Below are 13,400 nucleotides of genomic sequence, written 5' to 3'. Positions count from 1 at the left end.
TCAGGGGCGGGAGATGAGGTCGCGGATCTGCGCGTCGACGGCCGAGCTGTCGTAGGACCGCCACAGCCGGGTGCGGCCGGCGCCCGGCTCGCCGCGGTGGAGGTACTCGTACAGCTCCTGTCGCGAGCCGAAGCCGGAGCCCACCAGGTCCCAGGCGATGCGGAAGAGCCGGGACTTCTCGTCCACGCCGATGTCGTGGCCGCGCATGTACGTCTCAAGAGTCGGGCGCAGTTCGGACGCCAGATCGGCCTCGCTCGGCTGCATGATCAGCCCCGAGGAGCCGATCTGGCGCAGGATCTCCGCCACCCGAGCCGACACGCCGGCCGACCAGAAGCCGAGGCCGTAGCTGACGCGCGGGGCCAAGAGCCCGCCTGGCGTGCGCTCGGCCGCCGTCTCGGCGCCGATGATGCCCAGCTCCAGGGTCTCGGCGTACGAGATCAGCTCGCCGAGCTGCTCCTGGATGCCGCGGAAGGTGTCCACGCCGATCGAGTGGGCCACCATCTTCGCGACGGAGACGAACACCCGCAGCCGCTGGAGGAACCGGATGTGGGTGCTCTGCAGGCTCCACGCGTTGATGCGGACCAGCCCCTTGATCGCGGTGATGCTGTCGCCGCGCAGGAACAGCCGGTCCCAGGGGATGAGCACGTCGTCGAAGAACAGCATCGCGTCCTGTTCGTCGAAGCGGCGTCCCAGCGGATGCGTGTGGCCCTCGGTGTCCAGGCTGTACGGCTCGCGGCAAAGGATCTTCAGCCCAGGGGCGTTCATCGGCAGCGCGAACCAGAGCACGAACTTCTCGGCTCCGCGCGCGGCGGTGACGCCGTTGAGGTAGACGAGGACCTCGTGCGAGAAGGGGGCCAGCGTGGCGAGCTGCTTGGCGCCGCGCACGACTACGCCGTCCGCGTTCTCCTCGACGACGTGCAGTGACAAGGTGTCGTCCACGAGCGGGTCCGCGCTGCGGTCGATCTGGGGGTCGCCCAGGGCGTGGGTGAGCACGAGGTCGTGCTCGCTGGCGTATCGGTGGTAGGCGACGGCGTGCCGGCCGAACCCCTCCCGGGCGGCGTCGAGTTCGGGCGCGTAGTCGCGCAGGCCGACGACGACGTTCGACATGAAGTCGGGGGAGCGCCCGAGCTGGCCGAGGCTCTCGCGCATCCACCACTCGCTGGCCGCGAACTTGGCGCGCAGCTCCTCGGGCGTGGACGGCATCGAGTACGCCTGGCTGACGCGGTTGCCCGTCTCCGGCGACCGATAGGTCGACAGCTCGACGTGCTCGGGGGAGTGGCGCAGGTCCAGCAGTCTCGCGAACTCGTCGACGACGCCGCGGAAGGCCGGATGCGTGGCCACGTTGTCCACGCGCTTGCCCGACAGCCACACCTCGCGGCCGTCATCGAGGCTCGCGCGGTACTGGTCTCCGGTCAGGATGCCGGTGGCGCCGCCGATGTCGGCGATGGCATCACCCGCTCCGGCGAGGGCGCCGGGGGTGTCGGCCGGTACTGAGGTGGTCATGTGTGCTCCTACGGACCTGGACCCTGCGAGATCTGTGTCCTGCGGAGTCAACGCCAGACCTCGGGGCGGGCACATCGGATGCGGTGGACCACATGGGGCGCGGGAATTCCGACACCGTGTCGGAGAACGCGGGAGGGCCTGAGTTTCGGGTCGCGTGCCTCAGACGCCGGGTGAAGGCGGCAGGATCCCCGCCAGCCGTGCGACACGCAGTCCGGTGTGCAACTCCCTGCGGACTGCGCCGTCCCGCAGGTCGACACCCGTGACCTTGCGGGCGCGGTCGAGCCGGTAGTACAGCGTGCTGCGGTGGATCATCAGGTGCCGGGCGGTCTCCTGGCCGTCCGCACCGCAGTCCAGGTAGGCCTCCAGGGTGACGGCGAGATCAGGCCCGGACGCCGGGTCGATCAGCCCGGCGACCGAGGCGGGGAGGTCGTCCACCGTCAGCCGTTCCAACGGCAGTTGCAGCAGGAGCCGGTCCAGGCCGAGGTCGTCCCACGAGACGACCGGGCCGTAGCGGACGGGGTCCAGTTCGCCTCCCCGCACGGCGAGCCGGGCCTGCCGCACTGACGACACGGTGTCGGTCAGCTCGTGCACCGGGGAGCCCAGCCCGACCAGCACCCCCTCGCGGGCGGGCGGCCGCCCTGGCGTCCGGGGTCGGCCCGCACCGTGGGCGAGGACGGCCACGGCCCGGTCGCCGATCACCGCACCCGCCACCGCTTCGCGCGTCGAGCGGGCGAGACCGCCCAGCGCCGCCTCCAGGGTGGTGCGCCGCTGCGCGGCCGACGCGCCGCCCGCACCGGGGGTGACCATCACGACTCCGGTGTACTCCGCCGCGTCGGGCAGGGTGCCGTCGGCCACCAGCGCGCGGGCCGCCTCGCCACGCCTGGCCGCGTCGTCCGACACCAGGTCCGACACGAGCATGCGCAGGCGTAGCCGCGTCTCCTGGCTGTCCAGGGCCCGTACCGCGAGCAGACGGCCGAGATCCGGTCCGAACCGGTCGAGGAGCTCGCGCACCGCACCGGGGACGTCACGCGGGGCGCCGGGCTCGACCCACACCAGGTAGCCGAACAGCTGACCGTCGTGACGCACCGCGACCGCGATCCGCTCGGGAACCCCGTCCGCAGCCGGCAGCCGTACCGGGGCGGACGCCTGGGCCGCCCCGGAGGCGCGCAGCATGTCCCGGACCGTGGCGCTGCCGCGCCGGGAGAGGATTGTCAGCCGACGGGCCTGGTCGACGTCGGCGTCATGGGCGCTGTAGGCGGCCACGTGCAGATCGACGTCGTACAGCACCAAGGGGCGTTCGAGCAGTTCGGCGAGGTGTTCCACCACCGTGTCGATGTCCATGTGCGGCCTCCTTGCTCCGGCCCGGCCTCGGACGGCCCGCCCGTCCGGCGCCGGGGAACGTGCCCCGCACCATGATCGCATCCGACACCGTGTAGGAAACAGAGGGCGCAGGTTGGCGCAGTGGGCCCAAGGCGGCGAGACGCGGTGGATCTTAGCGTGGAGCCGTACGCCGAGAGGGGAGTCCATATGTCCGCCCTGAACCTGACCTCGCTCCAGGGGCTGATCTTCTCCGACGGGTGGTCTGTCCCATCCGGCGGTGAGCGGGAGGTGCACAACCCGGCGGACGGGTCACGGGTGGCCACGATCGGCCTCGGCGACCCCGCGGACGTCGACCGCGCGTGCGCCACGGCCGCGAGCGCCCAGCCGCAGTGGGGTCTCAGCTCCGCCACCCACCGCAAGCAGGTCCTCGTCGCTGCGGCCGCCGCTCTGGCCGAGGTCCGCGCCGAGGTTGTGTCGACGCTGATCGCCGAGACGGGCAGCACCAGGGGGAAGGCCGAGCAGGAGATCACCAAGTCGCTCGACGAACTCTCCGCGGCGGCCGCGCTGACGGACCACCCGACGGGGGAGCTGCTCCCGCACGACACGCCGGGCACGCTCAGCATGGCGCGCCGCATCCCGGTCGGCGTTGTAGGCGTGATCGCGCCCTGGAACGCCCCGCTCCTGCTGGCGCTGCGTTCTGTTGCGCCGGCACTGGTACTCGGCAACGCCGTGGTGCTCAAGCCCGACCCCAAGGCGGCGCTGTCGGGCGGCTGGGTGATCGCCCGGATCTTCGAACGGGCCGGGCTGCCGTCCGGTGTGCTGCACGTCGTTCCGGGCGGGCCGCAGACCGGCGAGGCGCTGGTCGCCGACCCTCGGGTGCCGGTGATCTCGTTCACCGGTTCGTCGGCCGCCGGACGTCGGGTCGGTGCCGCGGCCGGGGCGCTCATCAAGCGCGTGGTGCTCGAACTCGGCGGGAACAATCCGGTGCTGGTGCTCGACGACGCCGACCTCGATGCCGCTGTGAACAACGCCGCCTGGGGGTCTCTCCTCCACCAGGGCCAGATCTGCATGGCCACCGGCCGTCATCTGGTCCACGAGAGCCTTGCCGACGCCTATGTCGAGAAGATCACGGCCAAGACCGAGGCCTTGCGCGTGGGAGATCCGGCGGATCCGGCCGTGAACGTCGGCCCGCTGATCAACGAGGACCAGGCCGGTCGTGTCGAGAAGATCGTGAGCGAGGCGGTTTCGGCAGGCGCGCGCCTGGTCTCGGGTGGTGCCCGAGATGGCAACTTCTTCACCCCCACCGTGCTGGCCGACGTGGAATCCACGTCCCCCGCCTTCACCGAGGAGATCTTCGGCCCCGTGATCGCGGTCACCCGGTTCACTGACGACGACCACGCGGTGGCACTCGCCAATTCCAGTGAGTACGGCCTGTCCGCCGCCGTGCACACCAGGGACTTCGCCCGTGGACTCGCCGTGGCGGGCCGGATCAGGGCCGGCATGGTCCACGTCAACGGACAGACGATCAACGACGCCGCGCACATCCCCATGGGTGGTCTGGGTGGGTCGGGCAACGGCGGCCGCCACGGCGGTCACTGGAACCTCGACGAGTTCACCTACTGGCAGTGGGTGACGGCGAGTCCGACAGCCCCCACCTATCCGATCTGAACCCTGGGGCTCTGCCCGGAGGAAAGGAGCCGACGATGCGATCGGCGACGCAGAAACGCGAGTTGTTCCGGTCCGTGCTGGCCCGCAAGGGACTGACCGTCGTGCCCGGCGGATTCAGCCCGATGGATGCCGCCATGACCGAACGCGCGGGTTACGACGCGTTCTTCCTCGCCGGTTCCCAGGCGGCGGCGTTCCTGTACGGCGCTCCGGACGTCGGAGTCCTCGGCCTCAATGACATGGCCGGCCACGCCGGTCGAGTCGCCGGTCACACCGACATCCCCGTCCTCGTGGACGGGGACACCGGCTACGGCAACGCGGTGAACGTCTACTTCGCGGTGCAGCGGTTCGTCCGGTCGGGCGCGGCCGCGGTCCAGATCGAGGACCAGGAAGCACCGAAGAAGTCCGGCACCGACGCGGGACGCCGTCTCGTCTCGGTGGACGAGGCCGTCGGCAAATACCGAGCCGCCGTACGAGCCCGCGACGAACTGGACCCGCTCTTCGCGATCTGCGCGCGGTGCGACGCCATCGGGGCCGAGGACGGCGGCTTCGACGAGGCCGTCCGGCGTTGTATCCGCTATGTCGAGGACGGGGGAGCCGATTTCGTATGGCTGAACTCGCTCCAGACGCGGGAGCAGATCGCCGAGGCGTGCGAGCGTATTCCGGCCCCGGTGATGACCGTATGGGGAGGCGAGGGCCCGGGGCCCACCCTCGACGAATACGAGCGCCTGGGCCTGCGGATCGCGCTCTTCCCGGTCCTGGCCTCGAAGTCCGGTCTCCAGGCCGCGTGGGATCTGCTGCACGCCTTCCGGCAGCGGGGCACGCCCGCCCTCGACGACTGGTCGCGGAAGGTTTCCGAGAGCCCCTGGGGGCCGGCTCCGTTGCCGTCCCTCACCGGTACCGAGAGAGTGCGGCAGCTGGAGGACGAGTTCCTGCCGACCGATTTCCGGCGCGACTACGACTCGACATTCGGCCACACGCCGTCCACGTGAGCAGTGCGGGCGGGCCGAGTCGTCGTGGACATACGCGGTGTTGAAGACCGCGGTGCCGGCCCGCTCAGCGGCTGCCGACGCCCCTTCGGCCCACCGGTACGCGCATCAGATCCTGGCCCAGGACCGTCCGACCGCCGAAGTCGGCACGGCGCGCGCTGTCCCGCAGGAGCCGGCGCCAGGTGGCGTCCGTGGTGGCGGCCGGGTTTCCCGGGCTGAGGTGGGTGGCGACCAGCGTCCTCACCCCTGCCTCGGCCGCGATCCGCCCGAGTTCGGACACGTCGGTGTGCGTGGCGAGGATGTGGTCTATGAGGAACTGCGGCAGGCCGAGGGCCGCCAGCCCCTCGGGGTGGAGCGCTTCGTGCACCAGGACGTCGGCGTGCCGGGCGAGCCTGATGACGTTCGGGCTCGGGGTTGTGTCGCCGGAGAAGACGACGCTGCCGTGGTCGGTGTCGAAACGGTAGGCGTAGGCAGGGTAGACCGCGCCGTGCGGGACGAGCACGGCGGTGACCTTTACGTCGTCGTTCTCCATGATCGTGAAAGGTGCCATGGCGGGGGCGGTGTCGGTGGCGGAGGCACCGGTGCCCGTAGGCGGAAGCACGTCGTGGACCCGTAGCAAGGTGGCCGGGTCGATGCCGATGTGTTCGGTCATGAAGAAGGTGGGGGCCGCGGCGTACGCCTGTCCTGCCAGCCTGGTCATCGCGACGGTGCCGGGAACGGGGCCGGGGGCTCCGGCGACGGTGGAAGTGATGCCTGCCGGGCCGGGGCCGTACACGTCGACGGGACTCCGGAAGCCCTGTGCGCCCGCGGCGCCGGCCGCGAGCATGGGGAAGGCGTAGTAGTCGACGACGTGGTCGGCGTGGAGGTGGGTGAGGAAGACGGCCGTCAGTGAGGGCATCGACAGCCCGGCGCGCATGTACTGGCTCACCGCGCCCCGGCCGCAGTCGACCACGTACGTCCGGCCGTTGACCACCAACGCCTGGGAGATTCCGTACCGGGCCGCGAGCGGAGGCGGCCCGGAGTTGGTGCCGAGGAGGGTGAGCGACAGACCCGTGTCGGAGGAGGCGGCCGGGGTCGCGGCCACGGCCGGATCCCCGCTCAGGATCGGTACGGTGACGGCCGCCGCGGACGCGGCCACCGCGCCGAGCAGGGTTCTGCGGGACGCTGACGCGCCTGTGCACTCGGTCGAAGACTCACACATGAGGCAATCGCTCCTTCACGGTTCCTGGTACGCGGTGTCACCCTCACCAGGACCGGAGCGGCTGTCCACCTCCCGGTAGGAACTCGGTCTTCGCGCCGCGCACCATGAGATTGCGTACCGCGAAGGACTGCCCGCGGAGGCGCGATGCCGGGGCAGCTGCCTTTGGCCAGGCGGCGAGGCGGCCGCTGGAACGACCGTCGCACGGTGGTCGGACGGGGCGAGTCCACCCGGCCGGGAGCGCGGCCCGTGTGCCTCGATCGCGAACTGGTCCGCGCTGGAGTACGCGTGAGCGTCGACATCGTGCACGCACCCGTGGTCCGTGCCGTGGTCAGGACGGGGTCCGCCCGGTCGTCGAGAACGGGGGACCTTGACGAAGTCGGAGATGCAGACAATATGCAACAGTCCGGCGGTTGCTCTCCTGATCGCGTTTCTCTTCCGTCGCGCGCCGTACCGATTTCGCGGGGTCGATTCTCCACGAGCGGACGCGTGCCGGCGGGTGGTGCGGGTACCCCGCCGGCCTTCTCGCCTCAGGCCTCGGAATCCGTTCGCTGGTAAGGGGCCAGTCCCGGCTTGATCTCCTTCGTGTCCAGGAACTGTGAGAGGCCCTTCTGCCGGCCGTCTTCGTGGTCGCGGGTCAGCAACTGGGCAGACTTGGCCGCCATGTAGTCGGTGGCCTGCTCGTAGTTCATCGTTGCCGCGTGCCGGAACGTCTCCTTCGTGGAGCGGAGCACCTCGGGGTTGAGTTTGCACAACTTGGCAGTGAGCTCGCGAACCGCCTCGCCCAGCTGCTCCTTCGGCACCGAGCTGTTGACGAGCCCGATCTCCTGAGCGCGCCGGCCGTCGAAGGTGTCACCGGTGAGCGCGTAGTAGAGCGCGTCGCGGTAGCCCAGTGCCATCGCGATGTCCCTGGTGACCAGGCCACCGGGCAGAATGCCCCAGTTCACCTCGGACAGCCCGAACCGGGCTTCGTCCGCGGCGATGGCGAGGTCGCACGACACGAGGGGCATGAAGGCTCCGCCGAAGCACCAGCCGTTGACGGCGGCAATGGTCACCCGGGGAAAGAAACGCAGCCGGTTGTAGGACCACTCCCGCATGGTCCACCTCGCCTTGTCGGCGAGGACCGGGTCATGATCGGTCTCCCGGAAGTACTCCTTGAGGTCCATTCCGGCACTGAAGGATTCCCCCGCGCCGGTGAGGACCAGGACGTCCGTCCCGCTGTCCGTGGACAGACGGGTGAGAGCGTCCAGCATCTCGTCGTTGAGCTGGGGACTCATCGCGTTGCGCTTGTGCGGTCTGTTGAGGGTGACCGTGGTGACACGGTCTTCGGTCTCAACAGAGATGCACTCGTAGTGGGGCATGTCGTAGCTCCTCGACCACTAGGCTTCGAGGAGCAATGTATAACAGCAAAACGACTGCCGCCATGGTCATGTTATTTATTGCTGAGTGGAGGCCTTCGCGTACGGATCGGTCGACATGGCGGCGAGTGCGTCGTGGGCCTGCGTGAAGAGCCGGTATGCCTCGTCGCCGGTCCAGCCGGGCGGCTGGAGCTCCGTCGGGAGCTGCGGGTCGCGCTGCACGACGTGCCGGTACGCGTTGACGAGCCGGACGCGCTCGGCCAGTGCCGCGGCGGCGTCGAGTGCGCGGGCCCGGTAGTCCGCGTGGCCGGTGCGGAGCCGTCGTACGAACTCGGCGTAGTCGGCGGCGATCTCGTCCAGTTCCCAGCACTGGGCGGCCATGGCGCGGTCGGCCGGCAGACCCGTCGTGCGGGTCGTGAGCAGGGTCAGCCGGGCGGTGGGCAGGAGTGCCGCGGCATTGGCGACCGCGTCCAGGCGGGGGTGGGGGCAGACCCAGGTGGCGGCAGCGAGTGAGCCGAAGCCGAGCCAGGCCAGCTTCTTGCGCAGGTCGTCGCGAGTCTGACGATCATTCTCCGGCACCGTGTAGATGACCATCGACCATTCGCCGTTCCAGGGGGTGGCCGGATCGCGGAAGATCTTCCGGCGTCCTTCGTCGAGTGCCTGGAGGGCGGTCGGCGTGAAGCGGTAGATCGATTCGCGGCCCTCGCGGCGCACGTCGAACCAGCCGCGCTCGCGCAACCTGGCCAGGGTGACCCGCATCACCGGGCCGGAGATGTCGAGTGCCTCGCCCAGGGCGACGAGGGCCTTCAGTCGGATCTCCCGTCCGCCCGTGCGGTCGAAGTCGCCCAGCAGGTCCATGGCCAGGGATGTCGGCTTGGGTGAGTTCTCGGTGTCCACCATGCGTCCCATCCTAAGGGGGTGCGTGGAACGTGTAACAGATCATCGTCAGTGCTTTCGAGGATCCGCTGGGTCTGTGGTGCCCAGTGATGGGGGTGCTGGGAGCGCTGGGCTTGGGGAATCGCGCAGGTCGAGGATCTATGTTTAACGAAAGTGTGTATGGCGTTCCAAAAATGTTTCGTGAAGAGTATGGTGCTCACCGGATGCACAGCGCGGTCGCGGTTGCCGGCCGTGTCTCGGATCTGGAGCGGCCTCGTGCGCCGGTCTCCAGCCGCAGCGTTTCGCCACTCTAGGAGTCTCTGTGACCGAAGCCGTGATCGTCGCCACTGCCCGTTCTCCCATAGGCCGAGCCTTCAAGGGGTCGCTCAGGGAGGTGCGTCCCGACGACCTGACCGTGCAGATGGTGCGGGCGGCTCTGGCCCAGGTTCCCCAGCTGAAGCCGGGCCACATCAATGACCTCATGCTGGGGTGTGGTCAGCAGTCCGGTGTCTCAGGGTTCAACATGGCCCGGATCGTGGCGGTGCTCGCCGGCCTCGACCAGGTGCCCGGCACCACTGTCAACCGGTTCTGTTCCTCCAGTCTGCAGACCACCCGGATGGCGCTGCACGCGATCAGGGCGGGCGAGGGCGACGTCTTCATCTCCGCAGGGGTGGAGACCGTGAGCCGCTACGGCGGCCCGGAGTACTCCGACCTGCGTCCCGACGCCCTTAACCCGGCATTCGCCGACGCGAGGGCGCGGACGGAACGGATCGCTTCGGAAGGCCGGACCTGGACGGACCCGCGGCACGAGGGGGCCCTGCCGGACGTCTATATCGCGATGGGGCACACCGCCGAGAACGTCGCGGAGCTGCACGGAGTCGCACGCGAGGAACAGGACGCGTTCGCGGTGCGCAGTCAGAACCGAACCGAGAAGGCGATCGCAGAGGGCTTCTGGGCCAAGGACATCACGCCGGTCACCCTCCCCGACGGCACGGTGGTGAGCCGCGACGACGGCCCCCGTCCCGGGGTCACCGTGGAAGCGGTGAGCGAACTGAAGCCCGTCTTCAGGCCGGACGGGACCGTGACCGCGGGCAACTGCTGTCCCCTCAACGACGGAGCGGCCGCGGTCGTGATCATGTCCGACACGAAGGCTCGGCAACTCGGCATCACCCCGCTCGCCCGCATCGTCAGCACCGGCCTGACCGGCCTGTCGCCCGAGATCATGGGCCTCGGCCCGGTAGAGGCGACCCGCCAGGCGCTGGCCCACGCGGGGATGGGCATCGGCGACATCGATCTCGTCGAGATCAACGAGGCCTTCGCGGCGCAGGTCATTCCCTCGGTCCGTGAACTCGGCATCGACGAGGACAAGGTCAACATCAACGGTGGTGCCATCGCGGTCGGGCATCCCTTCGGCATGACCGGAGCCCGGATCACCAGCACGCTGATCAACTCGCTGCGGCACCACGACAAGCAGGTGGGGCTGGAGACGATGTGTGTCGGCGGCGGGCAGGGCATGGCGATGATCGTCGAGCGGCTGAGCTAGGACCCTGCGGACCTGCGGGAAGAGAGAAGAGGAGGAAGACATGACAGGACGCTTCACGGGCAGGACGGCCGTCGTCACCGGAGCGAGCCGCGGGATCGGGCTGGGTATCGCCCAGCGTCTGGTGGACGAGGGCGCCCGGGTCGTCGTCACGGCCCGTAAACAGGAGGCGCTGGACGAGGCGGTCGCCTCGCTCGGCGGACCGGAGCACGCTCTGGGCGTCGCCGGAAAGGCCGACGACCCCGACCATCAGGCGGAGACGGTGAAGCGGGCGGTCGAGACGTTCGGAAGTCTCGACTTCCTGGTCAACAACGCGGGCATCAACCCGATCTTCGGGCCGCTCGTCGAGGTGGACCTCGCGGCTGCGCGGAAGATCGTCGAGGTGAACTGCATCGCGGCCCTGTCCTGGGTGCAACAGACGCACCGGGCGTGGATGGGGGAGCACGGCGGCGCCGTGGTGAACGTCGGCTCCGGTACCTCGCTCCGCCCGGCGCCCGGGATGGGCGTCTACGGCTCGAGCAAGGCGCTGCTCACCTATCTCACCCAGCAGCTCGCGGTGGAGCTGGGTCCCTCCGTCCGTGTCAACGAAGTAGCCCCCGCGGTGGTGAAGACCCGGTTCGCTGCCCCGCTGTACGAGGGACGCGAGGAAGAGGTGGCCGCGGCCTATCCGCTCAAGCGGCTGGGCGTCCCGGAGGACATCGCCGGCGTCGTCGCGTTCCTGCTGTCCGAAGACGCCGCCTGGCTCACGGGGCGGCAACTGGTCGTCGACGGCGGTGTCACGTTGACCGGTGTCGGATGAGCCGGCAACGGCCCGGACGCGACGGGAGCGCTCCGTTCGCCCGCGAGGCAAGGAGAGTCGCATGATTGTTCATGTGGATGTCGGCCGTCGGCACTGCGAGGTGCGCGATGCCGGCGACCTCAAACGGTTGAGCGTCGAGGTGGCCGGCGAGGCCCCCGACGATGAGATCGACCGGACCGCGGCCCCTCTGGTGCGGCTGCAGTCGCCCACGCACGCATGGGTGTCCGTCCGGGAGCTGCGCGCCGCCTGTGCCCGAGAGGGCGACCCTGCCTGGGTGCGGGAATTCGACGCGATGGTGGCGTACGCCGCGTCCAAGGGCTGGGTCGACGACGCCGGTACGAGCCTGCGCGCTCACGTGGTCCGCGAGGCGGGTCCAGAACCGCAGAAAAGCTAAACAAATCTGCCACGGCAGTCGTGACATTGTCATTCGAAGAAGTTACGGTCCTGTTCAGGGGCCTTTTCCATCACAACGACGTGTACGCGCTGAGCCGCCTGGCTGATGTCGCACCTGAGCGACGGAGCCGGTGACGCGCGGGACGGAGGCAAGTTGAACACCACCGTAGTCCCCGCAGGTCTCTCGAGTGCAGAGCTCGAAAAGGCCCTTGACGCATTCCGAGCCGTGGTGGGCGGAGCACACGTGCTCACCGGTGAGGACGCCCTGGAGTTCCGGGACCCGTTCTGGCACCGGGACTGGCCCCAGTTCGAGGCGTCGGCCGTTGTCCAGCCGGCCTCCGTCGAGGAGATCCAGGCGATCCTGCGCATCGCCAACGAACAGCGCGTACCGATCTGGACCACCTCCACCGGGCGCAACAACGGCCTCGGCGGCAGCTCGCCCCGGGTGCAGGGCTCCGTGGTCGTGAACCTGCGCCGGATGAACCGGGTCCTTGAGATCAACGAGGAGATGGGATACGCCGTCGTCGAACCCGGCGTGACCTGGTCCCAGCTGTACGAGGCCATCGAGGCCGGCGGACACAGACTGATGGTGTCGACCACGGACCTGGGCTGGGGGAGCGTGATCGGCAACTCCCTGGAGCACGGCACGACCTACCTGCCCTACGGCGCCGACTTCCAGGCCCCCTGCGGCATGGAGGTGGTCCTGGCCAACGGCGAGGTGCTGCGCACCGGCATGGGAGCCCTGCCCGGCAGCAAGGCCTGGCACCTCTACCGGCGCGGTCTCGGCCCGACCCTCGACCCGCTGTTCATGCAGTCCAACTTCGGCGTCGTGGTGAAGATGGGCGTCTGGCTGATGCCGAAGCCCGAGGTGTACGCGCCGTTCTGGATGCACGTCCCGCGCGAGGCGGATCTCGTTCCGCTGATGGACACCATGCGCCGGCTGCGCATGGACCGGACGATCGAGGGCGTCCCCGTCATGTACAACACCCTCACCCTCGCGTCGATCACCGGAGAGCGGTCGCGCTGGTACGAGGGCGACGGGCCGACCCCGGACCACGTCGTGGACCAGATCGCGGGCGACCTGGGGATCGGCCGCTGGATCGTGCACGGCGCCCTGTGGGACGACAACGCGGTCACCGACCACAAGATCGAGAAGATCACCGCCGCGATCGGGCAGATCGAGGGCGGCCGGGTGCTCTTCAGCAAGCACGCCCCGGAGGACATCGCCGGCTTGGAGAGCTTCCCGGACCGGGTGCTCGGCGGCGCACCGAGTCTGGAGTGGTTGAGCTTCCTGCGCTGGTACGGGACGGACGCCGGTGCCCACACAGGCACGGGTCTTGTCTCGCCGCTGGAGGGAAACGAGGCCTTCCGGCTGCACACCCTCCTGAAGAACTTCATCGAGCGGGAGATGGGCCTGGACTACTTCGCCAATCCCGTACTGATCAACTCCCGTAGCTACATCCACGTGTTCGGAGTGATCTTCGACGTCCTCAACGCGTCCGACACCGAGCGCGGCTACGAGGTGTGCCGCCGCGTGGTGGAGGACGCGGGACGAGAGGGCTTCGGCGAGTACCGCGCCCACCTGGCCAACATGGATCTGGCGCAGGCGCAGTACAGCTTCGGCGACAACGCCTATCTCCGCTTCGTGGAGAGGATCAAGGACGCCGTCGACCCGAACGGGATCCTGTCCCCCGGCAAGCAGGGGATCTGGCCGAAGTCCTTCCGCAACGGCCAGGGCTGAGCACCTGCCTCGAACACA

Annotated in this window: 11 protein-coding genes; 6 read left to right on the top strand and 5 right to left on the bottom strand. The window is 69.4% G+C overall.

The genetic code is table 11. The features are described 5' to 3' along the window. Together ACWD4O_RS36795 and ACWD4O_RS36790 are read right to left on the bottom strand one after the other, a co-directional pair. Nucleotides 1–1,503 (bottom strand): 4-hydroxyphenylacetate 3-hydroxylase family protein, encoded by a 1,503-nt coding sequence (locus tag ACWD4O_RS36795; RefSeq protein WP_451286790.1) that lies wholly within the window; start codon nt 1,501–1,503, stop codon nt 1–3. A 159-nt stretch (nt 1,504–1,662) separates the two neighbouring features. Further along, entirely contained in the window at nt 1,663–2,844 is a 1,182-nt protein-coding gene (locus ACWD4O_RS36790) for a PucR family transcriptional regulator (protein WP_451286789.1), read from the bottom strand. A 186-nt stretch (nt 2,845–3,030) separates the two neighbouring features. On the opposite strand from ACWD4O_RS36790, the gene ACWD4O_RS36785 reads away from it, so the two are divergent. Next, on the top strand, nt 3,031–4,491 hold the full coding sequence (locus tag ACWD4O_RS36785) for an aldehyde dehydrogenase family protein (protein ID WP_451286787.1): 1,461 nt from the start codon (nt 3,031–3,033) through the stop codon (nt 4,489–4,491). A 35-nt stretch (nt 4,492–4,526) separates the two neighbouring features. Further along, nucleotides 4,527–5,480, top strand: a complete 954-nt coding sequence (locus ACWD4O_RS36780) for an isocitrate lyase/PEP mutase family protein (protein ID WP_451286785.1) — start codon at nt 4,527–4,529, stop codon at nt 5,478–5,480. Between the two features lie 64 nt (nt 5,481–5,544). Here the strand turns inward: ACWD4O_RS36780 and ACWD4O_RS36775 are convergent, their stop codons facing one another. From ACWD4O_RS36775 to ACWD4O_RS36765, 3 genes are all read right to left on the bottom strand, one after another. Beyond that, on the bottom strand, nt 5,545–6,678 hold the full coding sequence (locus ACWD4O_RS36775; RefSeq protein WP_451286784.1) for an MBL fold metallo-hydrolase: 1,134 nt from the start codon (nt 6,676–6,678) through the stop codon (nt 5,545–5,547). A 527-nt stretch (nt 6,679–7,205) separates the two neighbouring features. After that, the gene (locus tag ACWD4O_RS36770) at nt 7,206–8,036 is read right to left on the bottom strand and encodes a p-hydroxycinnamoyl CoA hydratase/lyase (RefSeq protein WP_451286782.1); all 831 of its coding nucleotides are present in this window, start codon (nt 8,034–8,036) and stop codon (nt 7,206–7,208) included. A gap of 75 nt (nt 8,037–8,111) precedes the next feature. Then, nucleotides 8,112–8,933, bottom strand: a complete 822-nt coding sequence (locus ACWD4O_RS36765) for a PaaX family transcriptional regulator (RefSeq protein WP_451286780.1) — start codon at nt 8,931–8,933, stop codon at nt 8,112–8,114. Between the two features lie 298 nt (nt 8,934–9,231). Between ACWD4O_RS36765 and ACWD4O_RS36760 the strand changes: the two genes are divergently transcribed. The 4 genes from ACWD4O_RS36760 to ACWD4O_RS36745 all read left to right on the top strand — a co-directional run bounded on the left by ACWD4O_RS36760 (nt 9,232) and on the right by ACWD4O_RS36745 (nt 13,382). After that, a complete protein-coding gene (locus ACWD4O_RS36760) occupies nt 9,232–10,452 on the top strand; it encodes an acetyl-CoA C-acetyltransferase (protein WP_451286778.1) in 1,221 nt (406 codons plus the stop codon). 40 nt (nt 10,453–10,492) lie between these two features. After that, entirely contained in the window at nt 10,493–11,248 is a 756-nt protein-coding gene (locus ACWD4O_RS36755) for an SDR family oxidoreductase (RefSeq protein ID WP_451286776.1), read from the top strand. Between the two features lie 61 nt (nt 11,249–11,309). Then, entirely contained in the window at nt 11,310–11,642 is a 333-nt protein-coding gene (locus ACWD4O_RS36750; protein WP_451286775.1) for a hypothetical protein, read from the top strand. A 243-nt stretch (nt 11,643–11,885) separates the two neighbouring features. Beyond that, nucleotides 11,886–13,382 (top strand): FAD-binding oxidoreductase, encoded by a 1,497-nt coding sequence (locus tag ACWD4O_RS36745; RefSeq protein WP_451286773.1) that lies wholly within the window; start codon nt 11,886–11,888, stop codon nt 13,380–13,382. Nucleotides 13,383–13,400 lie beyond the last annotated feature (18 nt).

It is taken from the genome of Streptomyces sp. NPDC002623, from assembly GCF_053592635.1.
The sequence above is the reverse complement of the archived record's forward strand: the minus strand, read 5'-3'. Positions and strand labels throughout refer to the sequence as shown.

Bases quoted from the DNA above. Each gene is read 5' to 3' on its own strand.
- ACWD4O_RS36775 (WP_451286784.1), bottom strand. From the start codon at position 6,678: ATGTGTGAGTCTTCGACCGAGTGCACAGGCGCGTCAGCGTCCCGCAGA.
- ACWD4O_RS36790 (WP_451286789.1), bottom strand. From the start codon at position 2,844: ATGGACATCGACACGGTGGTGGAACACCTCGCCGAACTGCTCGAACGC.
- ACWD4O_RS36795 (WP_451286790.1), bottom strand. From the start codon at position 1,503: ATGACCACCTCAGTACCGGCCGACACCCCCGGCGCCCTCGCCGGAGCG.
- ACWD4O_RS36780 (WP_451286785.1), top strand. From the start codon at position 4,527: ATGCGATCGGCGACGCAGAAACGCGAGTTGTTCCGGTCCGTGCTGGCC.
- ACWD4O_RS36785 (WP_451286787.1), top strand. From the start codon at position 3,031: ATGTCCGCCCTGAACCTGACCTCGCTCCAGGGGCTGATCTTCTCCGAC.
- ACWD4O_RS36770 (WP_451286782.1), bottom strand. From the start codon at position 8,036: ATGCCCCACTACGAGTGCATCTCTGTTGAGACCGAAGACCGTGTCACC.
- ACWD4O_RS36755 (WP_451286776.1), top strand. From the start codon at position 10,493: ATGACAGGACGCTTCACGGGCAGGACGGCCGTCGTCACCGGAGCGAGC.
- ACWD4O_RS36750 (WP_451286775.1), top strand. From the start codon at position 11,310: ATGATTGTTCATGTGGATGTCGGCCGTCGGCACTGCGAGGTGCGCGAT.
- ACWD4O_RS36765 (WP_451286780.1), bottom strand. From the start codon at position 8,933: ATGGTGGACACCGAGAACTCACCCAAGCCGACATCCCTGGCCATGGAC.